Genomic DNA, 20,929 nt, shown 5'->3' with positions numbered 1-20,929 from the left:
TTTTTCGATGAAAGCTTCATCGTATTATATCATATTGCGTATATAGATTTATATAGGATATAATACATATCAGTAAAAAGTATCACATACATTCGCCACTAAATTCAAAGAAACGTTGATGAGGACCATGTTGAACGGAAAAGTTAAGTACCACGGTACTGAAAAAATTGAGAAAAAAATTTATGATGATATCGAAGAAAAATTGGACTCACATTTAAAGGAACTTTCCGAGCAAACCCGCGAGTCCATCATCACGGAAATCCGCGAAGAGCTTCAGCCGGAAACCGTCCCGTACGACCGTCTCCGTTTGATTGAACAGCGCATCCATGAAATTTCGACCACTCAAGACGGCATCGTTCGCGAAATCGTCGATTTAAAGACGACGTTGGCCGCTCTGTCCAAAGAACTGGCGCGTTTCAAAAACAGCCCGCAAACCATGGCATCTCCGTCCGCCTCCTCTTCTCCTTCTGACTCTTATTCCCGGGCGCAGGATCCGGCCGTTCCCTATCCGTTCAACACGCCGGCTTACGTTCCGCCCGCCTCTGCACAATCTCCTTCCGCACCGTCTTATTCAAACGCTCCTTCTTACGTTCCCGCCTCTTCGTTCTCTTCTTTCCCGCCGTACCCGCAGGCTCAAGCTCAGCCGTCTCGGTATGCTGAAAGCTATGAAGAATCATATCCGCCGGCCCGCCGCCCGGATGGCTGGGAATATCAGGAATATGTTCCCGCGTCCGCCAAAAAACCGGCGGCAGAATCGGAACGGTTTGTGCCGGCCCGGGCCAACTCGTCCAAAAATGATCCGTTCTATTTCGGCAACCCCGACGACGTCGTTGACGTGAGCCCCTTAAAGAAAACGCCGGAACCGAGTCCGTTTGAATCTTTCAATCCGAAAACTGCGCCCGCCGCAACAAATCAGCCGGCTCAAAACTTCTTCTCGGTTGAATCCGTTCAATCCCAACCCAAAGCCGCCGAAAAAGAATATCCGCCGGGGCAATATATTTCCGTCAACACTTCCCGAAAGCCGATGGAAGACGCCGGTCCGGATAAAAGCGAATACATTATCGGCGACAACATCAAACGCAAAGTGAACGACGATGCGGATTACAACAAAGACTGCGAATACATCATCGCCGAAAAAAGCACGCCACGGCCCAAATCCAAATTTTCAAGAAAGGACCCGTCCGAACGAAAGGAACGCGTCATCTCCAACGATGAAGACGACTCCGAAATCATTTCCTGCGATTAATTTTGACAGCGGTGCGGCATGAAAACAACTCTCAGCAACAAGGAGAAACAGCCCGGTGTACATCAAAGAGATTGAGTTTGTCAATTTCAAATCTTTCGGAAAACGAATCAAGATTCCCTTTTTTGAAGGATTTACAACCATTTCCGGTCCCAACGGCAGCGGAAAATCGAACATCATAGATGGAATCCTCTTTGCGCTCGGCCTGTCCAGCTCCCGGACCATGCGGGCGGAAAAGCTGACTGATCTCATTTTTACGGACGCGAAGTCCAAATCACCCGAATTCGCGCAAGTGACCATCACGTTTGACAACACCGACCGAAAAGCGCCGGTAGAAGCAGATTCTTTTGAAATTTCCCGCAAAATTAAACAAACCAAAACCGGGTATTACAGCTATTTCTATTTTAACGGCAAATCCGTCAGCCTCACCGAAGTTCACGAACTTTTAGGCAAAGCCGGCGTCACGCCCGAAGGGTACAATGTCGTCATGCAGGGCGACGTTTCTCAAATTACCGCTAAGATGAGTCCGGTCGAACGCCGTAAAATCATCGACGAAATCGCCGGCGTTTCCGAGTTTGATGAAAAGAAACAGAAGTCGCTTGCGGAACTTGACATTGTCAAAGAGCAAATCGAAAAAATCGATATCATTATCGAAGAAGTCAAACTCCGGCTGGAACAACTGTCCGAAGAGCGCGAAGAAGCGCTCAAATACCGGTCCCTGCGGGAAGAAAAACAAAAATATGAAGGTTATCTCATCCTGTCCAAATTAAAGGACGCTAAGACGGAACTCGGGAATGTTGAGAAAGAAATTCTGAAATATGAATCCCTGGAATCTCAAACGATTCAAAAAGTCAAAGAGCAGGAAGAAAAACTGGCGGAAATGGAAACCGAATTGTCGGCGCTCAACCAGGAAATCCGGGCCAAAGGTGAAGACGAGCAAATCCGCATCAAAAAAGAAATTGAGGAAATCAAAGGATTGATTTCGCGCGCCAAAGAAAGCATCGGCGTTTTAGAACGCGAAGAAGGCGACTTTGAATCCAAACGCCGCGATCTGTTTATTAAAATCGACCTCCGCAAAAAAGAAGTCGATGGTTATGAAAAGTCTTTGGAAGACGAACGCAAAAAAGAAGAAACCGTTCAAAAAGAGAAGTCTGACCGCAACACCGAAAAGATTATTCTGGCCGGAAAAATTGCCGGTATCGAGCAAAAGTTTTCCGAAAAAGCCGCCGTTTCCAACCAAAAACGGTCGGAACTCAACACAGTCAAAGACGAGAAGAACAAGCTGATTCTGGATGAAGACCGTTTGACGGACGCTCTCCGCCGCAAGTCTTCTGAAATCAAGGATATCGAAAACGAAATCGAAGAAGCGAAGGACAACGCGAAAAACGCGGAAAGCGACACGAAAGTGGCGACGTATGATATTTCCAAATTGACGGAAGAATCCGATAAACTCAAACGCGACGTCGACGACTTGGAATCCGCGCAGAAGCGGCTCTCCGATGACAAACGCCGTTTGGAAGAACGATCGTCCACACTTGAAAAAGAATACGGCGTCATTGAAGCGCGCGTCCGGGCGACCGAAGTCGGCAGCACTTATTCTCACGCGGTGGAAGAAATCCTCAAAGCCGCCAAAAAAGAAGAATTATACGGTATCTGCGGCGTTGTCGCCAACCTCGGCAGCGTCGGCAAAGAATACGCCACAGCGCTTGAAATTGCCGCCGGCCCCAAAATGCAGTCGATCGTCGTTGAAATGGACGCCGACGCGGAACACGCCATTAATTACCTGAAGCGCCGGAACTCCGGCCGCGCCACATTTTTACCGCTCAATAAAATCGAGCTGCGCCGCAATCTTCCGGATTTGTCCATCGACGGTTTTGTCGGTTACGCGATCGATCTCATCGATTTTGATCCGCAGTATGACAACGCGTTCTGGTATGTTTTCAGAGACACCGTGATTGTCGATACCCTTCAAAACGCCCGAAAATCCATCGGCCGGTACAGAATGGTGACGCTGGAAGGCGAGACGCTTGAGAAAAGCGGCGCCATGGTCGGCGGTTCCGTCGCTCAGAAATCAAGGGTGTCGTTTGCCGCGACCGAACGGGAAAAATTAGAAACGCTCAGCGTTGAAATCCGTGATCTTCACAAGAAGCGCGGGGAAATTATTTCCAAATTGGACGACTTGGACGGTAAAATTTCGGCGGCCAACAAGCGCGTCAATTCGATTTCCAATGAAATTTCCAAAAAGGAAATGCAAATCGAAGAAATCAAAGGCCGCGAAGACCGTTTATCTGACGTTTTGGCCGCCAAAAAGAGTTCCTATGATGAATTCGCCGTCGAGCGTGAATCTTTCAAGCGGGAAATGAATGCGGTGATTGAACAGCGTCTCGAAAAAGAAGAGGTTCAAAAAGTGCTTGAATCGGAAATTGCCGAGATTGAAGCCGAATTGAACAATCCGGAACTGGATGAGCTTCGGAAAAAATCCGTTCGGATCGACGATGAAATCAACCGCCTCAACGGCCGCCTGGCTGACATTCGTTCCGATACGAACGCGATCGAATTATCTAAAAAGAATGCGGAAGAATTGATTGAAGAAGCCCGTTTGGATATTGCCGGTCTTGAGGAGAAAAAGACGACCAGCAAAGAAAAAATCACGGCGCTTCAAGACGAAATCAAATCGCACGCCGAAAAGCAGAAGCAAAATGAATCCCGTGAAATTGAGATTTCCAACGAACTCAAAGAACTTCAAGAAGAACGGGCGGCGCTGGATGAAAAATGCACGCTTTTCCGCCGGCAGCTCGACAAAGCGCGCCTGTCGCTTGACGATATTAAGAGTCATGCGGCGTCGTGTCTCCTGACCAAATCGTCTCTTCAAATCCAATATGAATCGCTGCTGGCCGACGTTCGCGAACGCGGCCTGGAAGAGCGGGACGACATTCCGAGTTATCAAACGGTTTACATCACCTTCGAATCTTTGGAAAAACAGATGGTTGCGATGGAACCGGTCAACATGCTCGCCATTGACGAGTATGACGAAGTGAACGCGCGCTGCGATGAATTGTCCGGCCGCCGCGACATTTTGTTCAACGAACGGGAACAGTTGCTGTCCCGGATTGAACAATATGAAAAGTTGAAACGCGATACGTTTATGGAAGCGTATACGGGCATCAACAAAAACTTCACCAGCGTTTTTTCCGAATTGGCAGACGGCTTCGGCGAGCTCGTTTTAGAGAACCCGGAGGACCCGTTCGCCGGCGGCATGACGCTTCACGCGCAGCCGAAAGGCAAAAACATCATCCGTTTGGAATCGATGTCCGGCGGCGAGAAAAGTTTGACCGCGCTGGCGTTTATCATCGCGATTCAGGAATACCGCCCGGCACCGTTTTATGTGTTTGACGAAGTCGACCAAAATCTGGACGGCTGGAACGTCGAACGCGTGGCGGACCGTGTCTTAAAATCCGCGCCGTCGGCGCAGTTTATTGTTATTTCTCTTCGTAAACCCATGCTTGAGCGGGCCGACCGGATTATCGGCGTCACGCAGCAGGACGGCACCACCAGTATCACCGGGGTGAAATCCAAATGACTTCCCATTCAAACAAAAAAGAAATGAAAGCCGCCGCCACACCGGCTTTAAAATCCGCCGTCATCTCGGCGGCATCGGAATTCGGACCGGATTCCGAATCAGATTTCAAGTCTGATTCCGGTTCCAATTCCGAATCTAATTCCGGATCCGGTTCTGATTCTCATTCCGGTTCTGATTTCGGATTTGTCGACGATTCTTTTATCGGCGACGAAACCGCTTTTGCCGATAACGGCCGGATTTTGGAAACAAGCAAGGACAACTTTGTTTCCGTCGACGGCGCGTTTGTCTTGTCGGATGACGACGACGCCCGTTCGTATTTCATCGATTCGCTGGGCGATAGTTTAAACGACAGCGGCATTGATGTTGATAAATTGGATTTTTCATCTTTTATCGGCAACGAGCCGATTGAAATCTTGGTCGAGCTGGCCAAATCCGGTAAAATTAATCCGTGGAACATCGATATTGTTCAGGTGACGGACACTTTCTTGAACAAAGTGGAAGAACTGGAGCGGATGGATCTTCGGATCTCAGGTCGTACGCTTCTGTATTCTTGCGTCCTTTTGCGCATGAAATCGACCGGTTTGTTTTTGGAAGAACCGGTTGTTGAAGACGAATGGATCGTTGAGGATGAATGGAATGTGGACGACGATTTCGATATTTCCGAGTTTCCGGCGCCGGTTTTGCCGATCCGCCGCGAAGCCCGCCGCCCGGTGACGCTGAAAGAATTGATCGAGGAACTGAAAAAAGCGGAAAAAGACGTGATCAAAAGAAGAGAACGTTTGGCCGACAGCCCGAAGCGGTACATCGACGTTGAATTAACGACCGAAGATGTGGTCAATATCGCACACGACGAGGCGATTTTAAAGCGGACCGGATCGCTTTTGGATATTTTAAGGCGGATTTTCCAAACTCAGGAATTTGTGACGATTGACGACATATTTTCCCTCGAAAACTCCGATAAAATCATGGATTACATCACGCTTTTGTTCTTGGCGTCCATGAAAGAAATCGTTCTGTACCAGGAAGTGATTTTCGGCGATTTGTTCATTTATCCGTTCGGTGTCGTTTTGGACGAATCGAACGCGATTGAAACGGAAGTGGTTTCCGGTGGCAAATTGAAACTGAAAAAGAACAGCAAGAACGAAAACAATGCCGAAGAATCGGCGGCGGAAAATGGCTGACAGCAGAAAACGGCTGACGGCGGAAACCGGATGGCAGCGGTTTAAGTTTCCAATCGTTCTTAAATTATTCAAATTTAAATCTGTTTGAGTCTGCAAACGGCGGATTCAATATTTTCTATTGACAATTATTTTCTATAATTCACTATGAGGAGAAATGACCGATCTTATGACGGATGATGACATTGGATTGCCGGAAGAGGAACAATCGGTGTCCGGCGATTTAATTATGACGGATTCGGGTGCCGATTCAGCTGATGGTTCAGCCGAGGCCTCGGCGAAGTCCGCTAAAAAGGCCGGCAAATCCCGCCGCACAAAAAACACAACGCTAGTTGATGCTTCCGATTCCGATTCGGAATTCGGCGGTGTTGCCGTGAGCAATGCCGTTGCCAAACAAGTGATTGAAGCGGCTCTTTTTGCGGCCGGCAGCGCGGTTTCGGTTGACACGCTCATGAAAATCTCCGGCAAAAACAAACGCGATGTCCGTGAAATTGTTGCGGATCTTCGGGAGGAATATCTTTCCCGCAATTCCGGGATTGAAATTTCAGATCTGTCCGATCGTTTTGTGATGCAGGTGCGTCCGGATTTCGCGGAAAAAGTGCGCGACGTCGCTCCCAAAGAACTCACGTCTTCCCAGTTGAAAACGCTCTCGATAATTGCTTACCATCAGCCGATTACGCAATCGGACGTCGTTGAAATGCGCGGCGGAAACGCTTACGAACACATCGGCGAACTTTCCGAGCGCGGATTTATTGATTTAAAACCGCAGGGGCGGACCAAAATCATCACGACGACGCGTCTTTTTGCGGACTATTTCGGCATGTCTTCTTCCAATACATCTGACATTCGGAACAAGATGGTGGAAATTTTAAGAACACAGGGCGGTCAAAGCAATATTTCCCGGTTCGCGCCGGAAAAGCGTGTGGTTGTGACTGAAATGTACGAGTCGCTCGCGCGCATGTGCGGGATGACGAATTATAAAGTCGCCAATCCCTACAATCCGTCCGACGACGACAAAAAAATCATTGCCGAATCGAATATTTTAATTCTGGCAAAAGGCTATGCTGACAAAGTGCTGGCGCAAAACCCGGCATTTTCGGGACAGATGATTGAAGTCTCGTCGACCACGTTCGGCGATTTAATCGACGACATCACGGCCGTTCAGGAAGCCCTGGGCGACGATTTTACGCGTCTCGGAAAAGCGTCCAAAGCCGAAGAAAACATCAAAGATTTGAAAGAATTCCAGGACATTTACCGGAAAAAAGCGCTGATGATCAAATCCAAAGCCAGTCCCGCCACCGAAATGTCGGCGAAGCTGCTGAATGAAATGGGCGTCGGCATTTCCATTGACGGTATTCTTGTCGCGCCGGATTACGGAAAATCGTCCGACGGCAAAAAAATTCCGAAAGGGGCGGTCACGTTCCCGACGCATAAGAGCCAGTCCGGCAATTTGATCAAACGTGTTTGTGAAAAATATGACGCGGTCATTACCGGTTTAAAGGACGTGGATAAGGCGGAACGCGAGAAGAAAGCGGAAAAAGCTGAAAAGGGGAAAAAACCGGCTCCGTCTGAAAATTCGGACGGCTCAAATTCTAATGCCGGCGAAAGTTAATTTTAAATCAAATCTTGACACATTGAATATTCAGATCTTAAAAGCGGGATGCGACATGTCCAAAAAACCGATCGTTATTGTTCTCATTTTATTGTTTCTCATTATTGCTGTTGCAGCCGCCGGCTTTATTTTTTTAGGAGACGGTTATTCCGATTATTTCTCAATGAATCAATCTGCGTCACCGGATTCTAACATCTCGTCCGACTCTTCCGGCAGTTCCGCCAACGGCTCCGTTTCAAGCGATTTGCCGGCCGAACCGGCAGCGCCGCAGCAGCAGGTTGAAGAGTCGTATGTCGGCAAAATCAGCGATACGCATCTTCAGAACATGTTTTATGTTTATAATGGCAAAAGATTTTATTCAAGCTATCCTAACGGATCGGCTGCCCGTGTCGAAAGAAGCCGTTTTTCAATGAATTCATCCTACGACGAAGTTTGTTCTTTTTTGTAGGAAGACAAAACGGACGAGCACATTTTCACGCCCGAGTCGTACATTTGCGTTAATTATGCCACCGACCTGGCTAATAATTCGGAAGCTGCCGGCATTAAATGCGGCGTTATTGTTTTGGTTTTCAAAGAGGGCGGAACGCACATGCTCAACGCGTATAATTTGACGGACGGGCGGACGATGTATGTGGAGACGACCGGTTCTTTGGGCGGTCCCGGTGCGGATATTTTCTTTTTTGAATTGAACGAAGGGGACGTTTATTTGGACGGAACGGTTCATCGCATTTACACATTTTGGTAATGGGGGGATACAATGATTGAAGTGGAAGTTAAAGTCAAAGCCGACCATACGGTGGTAAAACAGGCGATTCTTGACATGGGCGCCGTCTTTTCCGGCGTCGAAGAACAATCGGACGCTTATTTTAATTCGCCGTCGCGCGATTTTGCGAAAACAGACGAGGCGCTTCGCGTCCGGCTGGTGAACGGCGCGGGCGAAATCACTTACAAGGGGCCGAAAATGGATAAGGTTTCAAAGACGCGGATCGAATTTAACAGTCCGGCGGACGCCGAAACCATGAAATCCATTCTGCTGGCGCTCGGCTTTTTTGAATCCGGATTCGTGTCCAAACGGCGGGAAATTTACAAACTCGGCGATTTTGTGATCGGATTGGACCGCGTGGCCGGGTTGGGCGATTATATGGAAGTTGAAACGGACGTTTCAAGCGAGTCGACGCCGGACGAAATTAAAAAGGCAACGGACAAAATCTTTCAGTTTTTGAAGTCGCTGGGGATTGAAAAAGACGCTTCGATTAAACAATCTTATTTGGAATAGGTTTTGGAAATGAATGCCAAAAACAAAAACGGATAAATGACTTTTTGGAGAAATAATAATGAAAATGCGTTCAATTTTTTTATTTTTATTGGTTGGTTTGACGCTCTTTGCTTGCGTTTTTGCGTCGGGCTGCATGAGCACGACCTACAAAATCGAAGGAAAAGTTTTAACGGAAAACGGATCGCAGCCGTTTGGCAGCGCCACGGTTTACTTGCAGCTGGAAGACATCACGGATCCGAATCATGTCGTCGTCTTGGATAAAGCGACAATCAAAAACGGAGCGGACAACAACTATTCCTACGTTTTGGTTCATGACGGTTACTTGAACCCGAAAGGCATTTACACCGTTTCGGCTTGGGTCGACATCAACGGCGATATGCAAAAAGATTACAACGACTTCACATCGCGGTCAATTCACCGGCTGGAAGCCAATATTTTGGAGCAGCCGTTTGACATTTACGTTTATCCGTATACCGGATAAACTTGATTTCTTTTTTAAAATGAGTTTTTAGTAATCGTTTTTGGTTGTTTTTTTGGTTATTTTTTGGTTGTTTTTTTGGTTATTTTTTAGTTACTTTTTTATTTGTTTTTTGTTCGTTTTTCATTTTTGATTTACTTTCTCATCGATTGAGCCGTTTTCTCCATCTTCTTTTTTGTCGTCTTCCGAGAAATTAATAAGTTCTGTCGGGTTTTCATCTTTGAATTTGGTGATTTCCTTTTGCAAAATACCGATGCTCGGGATGAGGGCCACAAGGAATCCGACCACTTGTCCGATCTTTGAAATCACATAGATGGTACTCTGTGTGGAAATCTCGTCCGGTGTTAATGTGTCATCTTTCAGTTTTGTCTTTGACGTGTAGGCGAAAAAAGAAAACAAAACGAGAATGATTAAACCCAGAGCGACAAAAGTGTAGAATTGCTTGGTTGAGAATTTGGAGAGCAGTGTTTGTTCTTCCGACATATTATTCAATAATCTTTTTTGCATTATAAATCTTGTTCTACCCGAAATTTTTTTGTTTTATTTATCTGCTTTTTTATTTTTGTTTTTATTTTATTCTTCTTATTTCCGGTTGTTTTTTGTTTTTATTTTTCGGCAGGCGTCGCGCGCGTTATTGACGTCATTTTTGTTGCGTCCATGAAAGTTTGTGTCAATTTCTTTTTTCAATTTCAAAAATATGTCCTTCTTTTTTTCATTTTTTTCAAAAATTTATTTGCAATTTTTTGTTTCGGTTTTGTTTCCGTTTTTGCTTCACTTTTTGTTTCATTTTTTGTTTCATGTGAAAAATATCTCGCAAACTGTAAACGCGACAGCGTTTACAGTTTGCGGAAATTGGAAATTGGAAATTTAAAAATTACTGCTTTCACCTACTGTTTCTATTCTAACTCGCATCTTACATTGAGTGAATTCCGCAAAATACAAACGCTATCGCGTTTGATTTTGCGGGTTGGTTTGCTTGGGAAATTGTTAGAATTTGCGGGGTGGTTCGCTTGATTTTGAAGAAATGAACATTCGTCTTTTTAAAATTCAAAAAAATGAACGTTCAATTTTTTAAAACTCAAACAAAAAAGTGTCGCCATAACGCGCGCGGCGTCGCTCGCATCAAAAAACAGAAAAAGAAAAAAACAGAACAAAAAAAAGAAAAATAAAAAAGAAAAAAAGCCGCAAAAAATACGGCTTAGAATGTCACTTCTTCGTCCCCTTCCCGGATCGGGCGGTTGAGGAAGTATTTTTCAACGTAATAAACGAGTTCTTCGTCGGAAATACACGACGTTCTGAGCTCGTTGTCGTAGAGGCTCTGAATTTCGTCCTGAATCTTCTTCAGGCGCGGGTCGGCTTTGTTGATCTGGATGTCGATGTTGAGAATCTCGCGCATGGTTTCTTCGACTTTGTGTTTCACGCTGTCAAGACCGGACGAGTCGCCGAGAAGAACAAAACGTTCGCCGCCGACCAATTCCGGCGGATAGGCTTCGTAGATGAATGGATTTTTGAGAACGCCGGAGGCGTGAATGCCTGATTCGTGGGCGAAAACATTGCGTCCGACCACCGGCTTGTTGCTCGGAAGTTTGATGCCGATGCTTTTTTCCATGTAGTGGGCAAACTCCGTCAGGCAGCTGAGATCGTATTTCTTGAATCCTTCCACACGGTCGGCCAAGAACAACAAAATCTTTTCCATACCGGTGTTTCCGGCGCGTTCGCCGATGCCGAGGAACGTCACGCTGGTCCAGTTGGCGCCGGCCAAATAGCCGGACAACGAGTTGGCGGCGCCGAGGCCGTAGTCGTCGTGGATGTGGGTTTCAATGTTGCGGGCGCCGAGCTTTTTGAGGGATTGAACCATAGCGGGAACGCTGTACGGTTCGCCGAAATTCTCAAAGGGCAGGCCGTAACCGACGGTGTCGCAAATCCGGATGATACAGTTCGGGTCGATTTCCAAAATCTTCTCCACCAAGGGATAGGTAAATCCGGGGTTGTCGGCGCGGGTCATGTCTTCCAAGTGGGCGCGGGTCTTTAAACCGTGGTCGACGGCGTATTGGAGCGCGTTTAAGTATTTCTCTTCGGCTTGCTGGCGGCCGGAAAGACGCATTTTGGCGAAAATGTGGGAGTCGGAGACCGACATTAAAATGCCGGTTTCATGAAGGCCGTCGACAGCTAAGACTTTGTCAATGTCGGCGGGAACGGCGCGGGCCCAGCCGGTGACGACCGGACATTCGTAACCGATGTCCAGCATTGTTTTCACGGCGTCGATTTCACGTTTGTTGAAAACGAAAGCTTCCACTTTCTCGATACCGATTTTATGCAAATATTCATAACATTTAATTTTGAATTCGCGGGTCATGACAATGCCCGGCATCTGGCTGCCGTCGCGGATCGTGCTGTCGCTGATGAAAATCTCATCCTGGGACAAATTTTTGAGTTTGGGCATGTCTTCATAACTTTCATAAAGGGTCATATTAATTACCTCGCACTTGTTTTTTCTATGCTTTTTCGATGAATTCAATCACGATTGGTCTTTAGAATTGAATTTGAAATCATTTTGATTAAATTTGTATTAAACGAATTTTTGAATAAATAAACCTGATGGTTTTTTGAAACTGTATTCATTTTTTTATTTTTTTTTGTTTATCTTTTTAATATTTTTGAATCCCGTTCATTTTGATTTCTCGCTTTTAATATCCAATCCAAACGGCATGTTTTTTAGCCGCGTTGAAGACAAAAAAAAGAAAAGAAATTTCAAAAATGAAATCTGAATCCGATCCGTTTCTGGGATCTCCTTTTTCAAAATGAACAAAATTCGGAATTTATCTAACGGAACCCATAAAAGTGTGTTCTTATTCTTATATGTTACTGTTAACAATTAAACAAACGGTTTACAATCCCCGGTGTGGTTAACAATACATCCCGCCCGGAAATTTGGGAAAGAATAAATACAATCTTTTCAAATATTCAATGATCCAAAATGGCAGCGGAACCAATCACAAAACGAATCAAATTCATCAAATGGCTGAACGCCATCGAGTTAATTGCAAAACTGTGTTTGTACATCACCATTTTCTGCAGTATTATTTTTCTGTTCTTTTTATTTTTTGAAATAAACCTTGACTTTCCCGGCATTATTTTATTTCTCATCGGCCCCCCGGGCGTTGTGATCTCAATCTCCGTTCTTATTATTGCGTCCATCATTGAATTTATCCTGGCGGCTCAAAACGCACGGCTTTGACCGTTCATCCGTTTTATTTTACCGCCGCGGTTGCTGTCAATGATTTAAAAAACAAGCGGTTATTTATAATTTGGACGGATTTATATCCCAAATATACAATTATACAATTATCCGCAAGCACCCGAACATGCGAAATGCGGGAAACGAGGGATTTTTATGACGGATCAGAATGATCAATTAAATAATGAATACGATCTCAATATCAGTGAGATTTACGACCAGCTTCAGAAGCGGCCGGAGCCGCCCAAACCGGCGGTCAAAACGGAGGAATTTGAGGAAATTCATGACGTTAAGAATGAAAACCGTATTCGTCTGGCTTGTATCTTAGATTCAGGGGATATGGATTTTCGGGACAATTTAATTTTCCGATTGCATCCGATTGCGGCCGCATTGAAGAGTTTTAAAAACAATTCCAAAATTTATGTCGATTCGCCGCTCATGAGAGACGCAATTTTGTCCAAAATAAAGGCGGAACAGGAAAAGCGTCAAAAGGAAGGCGTTTCTCCGCTTTCCGGCATTGACGTGATTGCCGCCGCCGCGCATCCGAAAGCGGACGAATTCGCCAAAAAACACGATCTTTCAAAAGCCGCCGCCGGCTTTATGCTGCTCAAAAATGAAATCAAAAGTTCGATCGTCGTGATCGGTGAAGACGATTCGGCGCTTCTCGGCGTCTGCCGCTTGGTCGAACGCGGAAACAAACCGTATCTCATTTTGGGATTTCCGGCCGGATTTGAAAACCAAAAGAAGTCCAAAGATTTCTTGGAAACGGAAAACTTGGAAACGCCGTTTATTTTATCACAAGGCACAAAAGGCGGCGTTACGGCTGCAGCCGTGTCTGTTGTTGAACTGATGAAGATTTGGGAAGATGAAAAATTGGTGAAATCATAACCCATTTTACCTTTCTCATTTTTATTTTTGACTCAGCCGTTTTTCACTTTCCACTTTAACAGGATCCCGTCTTCGATTTTTTCAAAAGAAATCAGTTCCAGTTTCAGCAAATTATTTTCTGTAAATCCGCTGCCGTCCGCAAACGTTGGCGCTGTTTTCCCGCCGACGATGACGTTCCCGATAAAAATATTGATTTCATCGACAAGGCCGGCCGCCAACAATCCTTCGTTGAGCGTTGCGCCGCCTTCGACCATCAGCGTTCCGACGCCTTCTTTTCTGAGCAGCTTTGCCGTCTCAATCAGATCAACTTTTCCGGTTCCGGCCGGGTCAGCAACAATCACCTTCGTTTCCGAATTTTGAGTGAGAATATTTATTTTTTCCGCCGGCGCCGCCTTTGAAACAACGATGATTTTCTTCCCCTTTCCCTTTTTGAAAATGTCGGCGTCAACCGGCGTTTTGGCTTGGCTGTCAACAATCACGCGAACCGGATTTTCCTCCATTCCTGCGGCAGACCGTTCTTTTCGGCGGTCTTCGGATTTGACGGTCAGGCTCGGATTATCCGACAGCATGGTTCCGATGCCGACCATAATCGCGTCCGATGACGCACGCAGCGTATCCACGCGGTCAAAATCGGCTTTTCCGGAAATTTTAACCTGCTTTCGCTCTTTGGTGGATAATTTACCATCGGCGGACATGGCGGAATTAATAAAAATGAACGGAAACTCGGAAGATTTCATGGTGTCACCGGTTTTTAAAACAAGGGTGGATCGGCAAGCCGATCCGAAAATAATTTTTGAAAAAAAGCTCAAAATATTCAATATTAAAATAAATGAAAATGGGAAATTAAAATGAATGATTAATCTCCCATCTCAATCAGCGGAAGCAGCAAATCGCGGTCCCGGAGCATGCCTTCCAATTTTCCGGTGGCGTCGATGATCGGGATTTGGTCGATTTTGTTGCGTTTCATCTTTTTCGCGCAGGAATCAACGCTGGCCAAATCGGTCGCGGTAATCATGTTTGAAATCATGATGTCTTTCGCGAATTTGTCGGCGGGGAGGCGCACGCGGGAAACGCTGTAATAAATGCTCATCGTGTCGCGCATGGATTCCCAAGTCCAGCTGTCGTCGTCGTTTCCGGCGGACATGTCGGATTTTTCAACGCGGTCTTCAATAATGCTGGCGCCGACGACGTCGCGGTCGGAAATGATGCCGATCAAATTGAGGCCGGCATCCACGATCGGACAGGCTTTGACGTCCGCCAAATCCATGAGCAGGGAAACGACCGGAAGCGGCGTTTCATTCCAAAGAACGTAAACATTGGGAGAAAGGTATTGCTTAATCGGCGTTTCGATGTTGAGGTCCGCAATTGCGCTGATAATGTCGGCTGTTGTGATGAGGCCTTCCAATTTGCCGCCGTCGCTGATGACCGGCAGACGCCGGATGTTTTTCTCGTAAAGGATACGGGCGGCTTCTTTCAAACTTTCGCCGACATGAATGGTGATCGGATTCCGGGACATCAACAGAGCCAACTGCTCTTCTTCCGGGTTTTTCAAAATGTTCGTTCGGGAGACGATGCCGACCACTTTGTTGTCCTTCAGCACCGGAACGCCTGAAACCTTCTTGTCTCTCAAAATCGCCAAGACTTCGTCACGGGAACCGGGAAGGGTCGCAGCGGTCACATTTCTGACCATAACGTCTTCCACTTTCAAATTGTTGACCATTTTTACACCTTTTATTGATTTCCCGGCGTCAATAAAATGCCGGATTTTTATATTTATTTTTTAATTTATATAATATCTAAAATTCATGGGAGAAATGAGCCGTATTGGATAAATATCTATTGATGGTTTTGTTTATTTTTTGGGAATTATTTTTAAAATAATTATTTGCAGAATGTGTCAATTTTTATTTATTGATTCATCTTGATTTATTTTGTTTCCTTTTGTTTCATTTTTGCTTTATTTTTGCTTCTTTTTTCCTTTTTTTGCCTCTTTTCAGATTTGTTTTTTAATTTTTCTTCTTCATAATTTTACACGGTTATTTATGTATTTATGCCTATATTTCTCGTTCTCCATTGGAAATATATATTTTTCGTAAAAATTATAGATTATTGGTATGTATATAGATTATTGGTAGAATCTATAAATAGGATTTATCCCTTTTTTCGCTTGATGTTTGACGTGGTTCTTTTTAAATTGAAATCTATATTTTTCAATTTAAAATAAGAAAAACAAGTTCAAACAATAATATATAATCTATATATTTTCTATATGGGTTATCAGATCCAACAACTCAAATCAAAAACAGTAAATAAAAAGTTCCCAAAAATCAAAAATATCTCAAAACTGTTCCGCGCCTTAAAATGTTATTTTTCGGGCGGAACCGGAGACCTCTTATTATGAATAAAAGTTTACCCAAAATTATCATTTTCTCTTTATTGATCGCAGCTGTCGTCCTCGGGGCCGGCTGTTTGAGTACCGACTCCGAAACCGTTGACATCAGCGGTTCCACAACTGTTCTCCCGCTTGTCCAAACGCTTTCGGAAGATTACATGACCGATCACGCCGATCTCATCGTTCTCAAAGGCGGCGGCTCCGGAACCGGCATTGCCGAATTGATTGACAAGACGAACGACATTGCGATGTCTTCCAGAAAAATCAACGACAAAGAAGTCGCCGGCGCCAATGCAAACGGCATTGAGCCGGTTGAAACCGTCATCGCTTGGGACGGCATTACCATTATCGTCAACCCGGGCAACCCTGTGAATTCTCTCACCTTGGACCAGCTCCAAAAAATCTACACCGGCGAAATCACCAACTGGAACCAAGTCGGCGGAAACGATATGAAAATCGCCGTCATTGCCCGCGACTCCGCCTCCGGAACGCAAGAATTCTTCAAAGAAGCTGTGATCGGCAACAACTCTTTCAGAACGGACATGATTACACAATCCGCCACCGGCGCCGTCACACAAGAAGTCGCCCAAAACGCGAACGCCATCGGCTTTATCGGCGCCGCTTACCAAGACTCCCGCGTCAAAACACTCGGCATCGACGTAAACGGCACGGCGGTTTATCCGACGGAATCCAATATTTTGACCGGCACTTACCCGCTTTCCCGCCCGCTCTATTTGTACACGACGCAAACACCGTCGGAAGGCGCCACCCGCTTCATTGATTACGTGATGAGTCCGGAAGGACAGCTCATTGTGGCCGAAGTCGGTTATGCTCCCGTTAACAAAAATTAATCATTTATTTGAAAATTTTACCGAAATTCAAAAAATGATTTTTAAAATTCGGGAGATGCAGTTCTATGACTTTAAATTCGGAAAAAAATAAAACAAATACTTACCGGCATTTCAAAGCAAATGCCGCTAAACTTATTTTTTTAGCCGCCGGCATCGGAACGGTTTTGATTCTTTTCCTGATTTGTCTTTTTCTCTTTGAGGAAGCATCTCATTTCTTTACCACGTACAACGTGGCGGACTTCTTAACCGGAACCGAATGGAAACCGGCGAATTCACCGCCACTGTTCGGTCTGCTCCCGCTTTTGGCCGGATCCGTCCTGGTGACGGTCGGCGCCATTGCGATTGCGCTTCCGGTTGGTATCTTAAATGCGATCTACATTGCGGAATTGGCAAGTCCCAAAACGGCCGGTCTTTTGAAATCCGCCGTCGAACTTTTGGCCGGTATTCCGTCAATCGTTCTCGGTTTCTTTGGTTTGGTCGTTTTGGTTCCGTTGATCCAGAATCTCTTTTCTCTGACCACCGGGCAGACGGCGCTGACCGGTTCGATCATTCTTTCTCTGATGGCGCTTCCGACGATCATTTCTATTTCGGAAGACGCGATTTCATCTGTTCCGGATTCCCTGCGTCAAGGATCGTTTGCTCTCGGTTCCACCCACTGGCAAACCATCTATAAAGTGGTGCTGCCGGCCGCCATTTCCGGCATTTCCGCGTCCGTCATTTTAGGAATCGGACGCGCTGTCGGCGAAACCATGGCCGTCATGATGGTCACCGGGAACATGGCAATTATTCCGTGGTCGGAACCGTATTTGTCATCCGTTCGAACGATGACGGCGACGATCGCTCTTGAAATGGGTGAAGTTGCGAAGGGAACCGAACACTATTACGCCTTGTTTGCCGTCGGCGTCGTTTTGTTCGTGATGACGTTTGCCATTAATATGATCGCAGACGCCGTGAAACGAAAATACAGGTTTGAGGTGTGACCATGAATTCCCAATCCAATCATTTATCCGACTCATCTCAGCCGATATCCGATTTATCTCAGCCGGTATCCAAATCATCCAAACCTATCTCCAAACCCATCTCCAAGCCTGCCTCCAAAAGCGCAGCGCGGAAACGAAGTGACTTTTTCCAATCACTTGCTTTTTTGCTGATGAAATTGTCCGCTGTGGTCGTGGTTTTAGCTTTGCTTGCCATTGTGATTGATATTGTTCTCAACGGCTGGTCCGCCATCAACTTGACGTTTTTAACGCAAATGCCGATCAAAGGCATGACGGCCGGCGGTATTCTGCCGTGTATTGTCGGAACAATCGAATTGGTGATTTTGTCCTTGTTGTTTGCGGTTCCGGCCGGCATTCTTTCCGCCATTTATTTGACGGAATACGCGCCGGACGGAAAAGCCAAATGGGTCGTCGAACAAGCCGTCAACAATCTGGCGGGAACGCCGTCCATCGTTTTCGGACTTTTCGGTATGGCGCTTTTCATCAAATACATCGGTTTGCCGTCGTCCATTTTGACAGCGTCTCTCACGATGGGCGTCTTGATTTTGCCGGTGATCATCCGAACCACGCAGGAATCGCTCCTGTCGGTTCCCAAAGATCTGCGCGACGCGTCGTATGCGTTGGGCGTCACCAAATGGGAAACCATTCGCCGGGCGGTTTTACCGTCTGCTTACTCCGGTATTTTGACGGGCATTATTCTCAGCATCGGCCGCGCGGCCGGCGAGACGGCGCCCATTATGTTTACGGGAGCGGTTTACTTCTATCCGCGCATTCCGGACAGTGTCTTTTCACCGTTTATGGCGCTGTCGTACCACTTGTATGTGATGGCGACTGAAAGCATGAACATTGAACTGACCCGGTCGCTTCAATACGGAACGGCTTTGATCCTTTTGGCGATTGTTCTTCTGATGAATTTGACCGCCACCGCGATTCGGAGACATTATAAGAAAAAGCTGGCTTGATTTTTCAAGCCTTCATTTATTGTCAAATTAAAATCACTTAAAAATCAAATTATAAGCGATAAGCAAATTGAATAATCAAATCCAATCAAAACCAACATAATTATTACCATCTTATTATTTCAAAATCAAATTGTTAACTGACAACAAACAGGAAATCAAAATGGCAGAAAATTTATCAGAGTCCGTCCCTGTTTTCACGGATTCCCCTCTCAAAAAACGCTATAGAACAGCGGAGAGTTTTGTTGACTTCGGGCCGGAGCAGAAGTTTCCGAGCCGCCCGGTTGAAAATACCATCACGGTTTCGGATTTGAAACTGTGGTACGGACCGGTTCAGGCGCTGAAAGGCATTACGCTCAACATTCCGAAGAATTGCGTTTATTCGTTTATCGGTCCGTCCGGCTGCGGCAAATCGACGTTTTTGCGGACGCTGAACCGGATGAATGATATGGTTCCGAATTGTAAAATCGATGGGGAAGTCATTGTGGACGGCGCCAATATTTATGATAAAGATGTGGACGTCGTTGATTTAAGAAAACGCGTCGGCATGGTTTTCCAAAAGGCAAATCCGTTTCCGATGTCGATCTTTGAAAACGTGGCCTACGGCCCCCGGATTCACGGCGTTCCGAAAAAAGATTTGCCCGGCATCGTCGAGCATGCGCTCAAACGCGCGGCGCTTTGGGACGAGGTCAAAGACCGTTTGAAATCGTCGGCGTTGTCGCTTTCAGGCGGCCAGCAGCAGCGATTGTGCATTGCGCGGACGCTTGCAGTGGATCCCGAAATCATTCTTTTTGACGAGCCGTGCAGCGCGCTTGACCCGATTTCAACCGGAAAGATTGAAGAATTGATGATGGAGCTTAAATCGGATTACACCATTATTGTTGTGACGCACAACATGCAGCAAGCGGCCCGGATTTCGGATTACACCGCTTTCTTCTTGTCGGGCGATTTGGTTGAGGCGGGGGAAACCATTCACATGTTTGAAAACCCGAAAGATACGAGAACAGAGGAATACATTACGGGGAGGTTCGGTTAATGCTGCGCCAGCAATACCAGCAAGATATGGACAAGATGAAGAAAATTATTCTTCACATGGGTGCGATCGCCTACGATATGTTCGAGCAGAGCATGGACGCTTTTTGGAATCAGGATGAGGAGCTTGCCAAAGACGTCACGGAAATGGACAACACGCCGGATATGCTTGAAAGAAGCATTGAGGTGACGGCCATTCACTTGATTTCTCTTCAGCAGCCGCTGGCCCGGGACACGCGGGAATTGATTTGCGCGATTCGGATTGCCACCGATTTGGAGCGCGTCAGCGATCACGCGGTCGATATTTCCGAATATGCGCTTTATGAGCAGCGCAACAAGGTCAGCGACGATTTGATGGAATCGCTCACCCGAATCCGGCAAAAAACCGGCGACATGCTTTTGGGCGCCATGAAAGCGTACGAAACCCGCGACATTGAACTGGCTTACAGAATCGCCGAGATGGACGACGACATCGACGTCGTTTTCTGGAACATGCGCACCAGCATCATGAACGGAAATCCCTACGATATTCCGCTTCAAGTGCTGATTTTAGCGGAACATATTGAGCGGATTGCCGATTATGCGACCAACATTTGCGAAGAAGTCGTGTATTTGGTGAAATACGAGCATGTGAAGCTCAATTAAAAATTTGCTCCGCTTCGCTTCGCAAATTTTCAAGGGCGGTGGGAGTCTGAATCTACGGATTGCTCCCTTCGGTCGCATTGCGGCTGCGCCGCGAGAAGTTTGGGTTTGCTTTTCAGATTGCAAATTCCAAATTTCCGATCTATTTTTCTTTTTTCTGTTTTCTGCATCTGTTATTCAGTTTGAATTTTCAGTTTGCACCTGCAGTTGACTGTTTTATAGTTTCAGTTTGCACCTTCTGTTCACTATTTTTAATTTTCAGTTTGTACCTGCTGTTGACTGTTTTGTAGTTTCAGTTTGCATCATCTGTTCACTATTTTTAATTTTCAGCTTTTGTTTCCACTTGAATTTCTATTTCTTCTACTCTATCTCAGTTTGGAATTGTGCCCTATCTGATTCATCGGCAAAGCCGATGAATCAGATAGGGCGATGTTCAAACCGGAAACCGGAAACCGGAAACCGGAAACCGGAAACCGGAAACCGGAAACCGGAAACCGGAAACCGGAAACCGGAAACCGGAAACCGGAAACCGGAAACCGGAAACCGGAAACCGGAAACCGGA

At 46.1% G+C, this 20,929-nt stretch carries 19 protein-coding genes; 15 read left to right on the top strand and 4 right to left on the bottom strand.

Features of this window, described 5'->3' with window-relative positions; genetic code table 11:
• Nucleotides 1–118: 118 nt before the first annotated feature.
• The 8 genes from MsAg5_RS03820 to MsAg5_RS03785 all read left to right on the top strand — a co-directional run bounded on the left by MsAg5_RS03820 (nt 119) and on the right by MsAg5_RS03785 (nt 9,370).
• Entirely contained in the window at nt 119–1,246 is a 1,128-nt protein-coding gene (locus tag MsAg5_RS03820; protein ID WP_338099299.1) for a hypothetical protein, read from the top strand.
• Between the two features lie 55 nt (nt 1,247–1,301).
• Nucleotides 1,302–4,823, top strand: a complete 3,522-nt coding sequence (gene smc, locus MsAg5_RS03815) for a chromosome segregation protein SMC (RefSeq protein ID WP_338099298.1) — start codon at nt 1,302–1,304, stop codon at nt 4,821–4,823.
• Complete coding sequence (locus tag MsAg5_RS03810) at nt 4,820–6,004, top strand: segregation/condensation protein A (RefSeq protein ID WP_338099297.1); 1,185 nt, start codon at nt 4,820–4,822, stop codon at nt 6,002–6,004. The genes smc and MsAg5_RS03810 overlap by 4 nt, the downstream gene beginning before the upstream one ends.
• A gap of 154 nt (nt 6,005–6,158) precedes the next feature.
• Complete coding sequence (gene scpB / locus MsAg5_RS03805) at nt 6,159–7,613, top strand: SMC-Scp complex subunit ScpB (protein ID WP_338099296.1); 1,455 nt, start codon at nt 6,159–6,161, stop codon at nt 7,611–7,613.
• A gap of 55 nt (nt 7,614–7,668) precedes the next feature.
• A complete protein-coding gene (locus tag MsAg5_RS03800; protein ID WP_338099295.1) occupies nt 7,669–8,061 on the top strand; it encodes a hypothetical protein in 393 nt (130 codons plus the stop codon).
• Between the two features lie 114 nt (nt 8,062–8,175).
• Nucleotides 8,176–8,358: a hypothetical protein gene (locus MsAg5_RS03795; RefSeq protein WP_338099294.1), complete on the top strand. Its 183-nt coding sequence runs from the start codon at nt 8,176–8,178 to the stop codon at nt 8,356–8,358.
• Nucleotides 8,359–8,370: 12 nt separating this feature from the next.
• A complete protein-coding gene (gene cyaB, locus MsAg5_RS03790; protein ID WP_338099293.1) occupies nt 8,371–8,889 on the top strand; it encodes a class IV adenylate cyclase in 519 nt (172 codons plus the stop codon).
• Nucleotides 8,890–8,947: 58 nt separating this feature from the next.
• On the top strand, nt 8,948–9,370 hold the full coding sequence (locus tag MsAg5_RS03785) for a hypothetical protein (protein WP_338099292.1): 423 nt from the start codon (nt 8,948–8,950) through the stop codon (nt 9,368–9,370).
• 120 nt (nt 9,371–9,490) lie between these two features.
• Here the strand turns inward: MsAg5_RS03785 and MsAg5_RS03780 are convergent, their stop codons facing one another.
• Both MsAg5_RS03780 and MsAg5_RS03775 read right to left on the bottom strand, forming a co-directional pair.
• Complete coding sequence (locus MsAg5_RS03780; RefSeq protein ID WP_338099291.1) at nt 9,491–9,850, bottom strand: hypothetical protein; 360 nt, start codon at nt 9,848–9,850, stop codon at nt 9,491–9,493.
• A 715-nt stretch (nt 9,851–10,565) separates the two neighbouring features.
• Nucleotides 10,566–11,837 (bottom strand): homocitrate synthase/isopropylmalate synthase family protein, encoded by a 1,272-nt coding sequence (locus MsAg5_RS03775; RefSeq protein WP_338099290.1) that lies wholly within the window; start codon nt 11,835–11,837, stop codon nt 10,566–10,568.
• A 507-nt stretch (nt 11,838–12,344) separates the two neighbouring features.
• On the opposite strand from MsAg5_RS03775, the gene MsAg5_RS03770 reads away from it, so the two are divergent.
• Complete coding sequence (locus MsAg5_RS03770) at nt 12,345–12,605, top strand: hypothetical protein (RefSeq protein ID WP_338099289.1); 261 nt, start codon at nt 12,345–12,347, stop codon at nt 12,603–12,605.
• Between the two features lie 156 nt (nt 12,606–12,761).
• Nucleotides 12,762–13,493 (top strand): precorrin-8X methylmutase, encoded by a 732-nt coding sequence (locus tag MsAg5_RS03765; protein WP_338099288.1) that lies wholly within the window; start codon nt 12,762–12,764, stop codon nt 13,491–13,493.
• Nucleotides 13,494–13,525: 32 nt separating this feature from the next.
• Here MsAg5_RS03765 and MsAg5_RS03760 read toward each other — a convergent pair whose 3' ends face one another.
• A complete protein-coding gene (locus MsAg5_RS03760) occupies nt 13,526–14,230 on the bottom strand; it encodes a 2,5-diamino-6-(ribosylamino)-4(3H)-pyrimidinone 5'-phosphate reductase (protein WP_338099287.1) in 705 nt (234 codons plus the stop codon).
• Between the two features lie 119 nt (nt 14,231–14,349).
• Complete coding sequence (locus MsAg5_RS03755) at nt 14,350–15,213, bottom strand: CBS domain-containing protein (protein WP_338099286.1); 864 nt, start codon at nt 15,211–15,213, stop codon at nt 14,350–14,352.
• Nucleotides 15,214–15,890: 677 nt separating this feature from the next.
• Between MsAg5_RS03755 and MsAg5_RS03750 the strand changes: the two genes are divergently transcribed.
• The 5 genes from MsAg5_RS03750 to phoU all read left to right on the top strand — a co-directional run bounded on the left by MsAg5_RS03750 (nt 15,891) and on the right by phoU (nt 20,370).
• Entirely contained in the window at nt 15,891–16,736 is an 846-nt protein-coding gene (locus tag MsAg5_RS03750) for a PstS family phosphate ABC transporter substrate-binding protein (RefSeq protein WP_338099285.1), read from the top strand.
• Between the two features lie 65 nt (nt 16,737–16,801).
• The gene (gene pstC, locus MsAg5_RS03745; RefSeq protein WP_338099284.1) at nt 16,802–17,716 is read left to right on the top strand and encodes a phosphate ABC transporter permease subunit PstC; all 915 of its coding nucleotides are present in this window, start codon (nt 16,802–16,804) and stop codon (nt 17,714–17,716) included.
• 2 nt (nt 17,717–17,718) lie between these two features.
• Nucleotides 17,719–18,696: a phosphate ABC transporter permease PstA gene (gene pstA, locus MsAg5_RS03740; RefSeq protein WP_338099283.1), complete on the top strand. Its 978-nt coding sequence runs from the start codon at nt 17,719–17,721 to the stop codon at nt 18,694–18,696.
• Between the two features lie 160 nt (nt 18,697–18,856).
• Entirely contained in the window at nt 18,857–19,729 is an 873-nt protein-coding gene (gene pstB, locus MsAg5_RS03735; RefSeq protein ID WP_338099282.1) for a phosphate ABC transporter ATP-binding protein PstB, read from the top strand.
• Nucleotides 19,729–20,370 (top strand): phosphate signaling complex protein PhoU, encoded by a 642-nt coding sequence (gene phoU, locus MsAg5_RS03730; protein WP_338099280.1) that lies wholly within the window; start codon nt 19,729–19,731, stop codon nt 20,368–20,370. The genes pstB and phoU overlap by 1 nt, the downstream gene beginning before the upstream one ends.
• Nucleotides 20,371–20,929 lie beyond the last annotated feature (559 nt).

Origin of the sequence: Methanolapillus africanus (genome assembly GCF_032714475.1) — an archaeon.
Taxonomy (GTDB): domain Archaea; phylum Halobacteriota; class Methanosarcinia; order Methanosarcinales; family Methanosarcinaceae; genus Methanolapillus; species Methanolapillus africanus.
The sequence above is the reverse complement of the archived record's forward strand: the minus strand, read 5'-3'. Positions and strand labels throughout refer to the sequence as shown.

Coding starts and splice junctions, on each gene's coding strand:
- MsAg5_RS03820 (WP_338099299.1), top strand. CDS start 119: ATGAGGACCATGTTGAACGGAAAAGTTAAGTACCACGGTACTGAAAAA.
- MsAg5_RS03810 (WP_338099297.1), top strand. CDS start 4,820: ATGACTTCCCATTCAAACAAAAAAGAAATGAAAGCCGCCGCCACACCG.
- scpB (WP_338099296.1), top strand. CDS start 6,159: ATGACCGATCTTATGACGGATGATGACATTGGATTGCCGGAAGAGGAA.
- MsAg5_RS03800 (WP_338099295.1), top strand. CDS start 7,669: ATGTCCAAAAAACCGATCGTTATTGTTCTCATTTTATTGTTTCTCATT.
- cyaB (WP_338099293.1), top strand. CDS start 8,371: ATGATTGAAGTGGAAGTTAAAGTCAAAGCCGACCATACGGTGGTAAAA.
- MsAg5_RS03785 (WP_338099292.1), top strand. CDS start 8,948: ATGAAAATGCGTTCAATTTTTTTATTTTTATTGGTTGGTTTGACGCTC.
- MsAg5_RS03780 (WP_338099291.1), bottom strand. CDS start 9,850: ATGTCGGAAGAACAAACACTGCTCTCCAAATTCTCAACCAAGCAATTC.
- MsAg5_RS03775 (WP_338099290.1), bottom strand. CDS start 11,837: ATGACCCTTTATGAAAGTTATGAAGACATGCCCAAACTCAAAAATTTG.
- MsAg5_RS03770 (WP_338099289.1), top strand. CDS start 12,345: ATGGCAGCGGAACCAATCACAAAACGAATCAAATTCATCAAATGGCTG.
- MsAg5_RS03765 (WP_338099288.1), top strand. CDS start 12,762: ATGACGGATCAGAATGATCAATTAAATAATGAATACGATCTCAATATC.
- MsAg5_RS03760 (WP_338099287.1), bottom strand. CDS start 14,230: ATGAAATCTTCCGAGTTTCCGTTCATTTTTATTAATTCCGCCATGTCC.
- MsAg5_RS03755 (WP_338099286.1), bottom strand. CDS start 15,213: ATGGTCAACAATTTGAAAGTGGAAGACGTTATGGTCAGAAATGTGACC.
- MsAg5_RS03750 (WP_338099285.1), top strand. CDS start 15,891: ATGAATAAAAGTTTACCCAAAATTATCATTTTCTCTTTATTGATCGCA.
- pstC (WP_338099284.1), top strand. CDS start 16,802: ATGACTTTAAATTCGGAAAAAAATAAAACAAATACTTACCGGCATTTC.
- pstA (WP_338099283.1), top strand. CDS start 17,719: ATGAATTCCCAATCCAATCATTTATCCGACTCATCTCAGCCGATATCC.
- pstB (WP_338099282.1), top strand. CDS start 18,857: ATGGCAGAAAATTTATCAGAGTCCGTCCCTGTTTTCACGGATTCCCCT.
- phoU (WP_338099280.1), top strand. CDS start 19,729: ATGCTGCGCCAGCAATACCAGCAAGATATGGACAAGATGAAGAAAATT.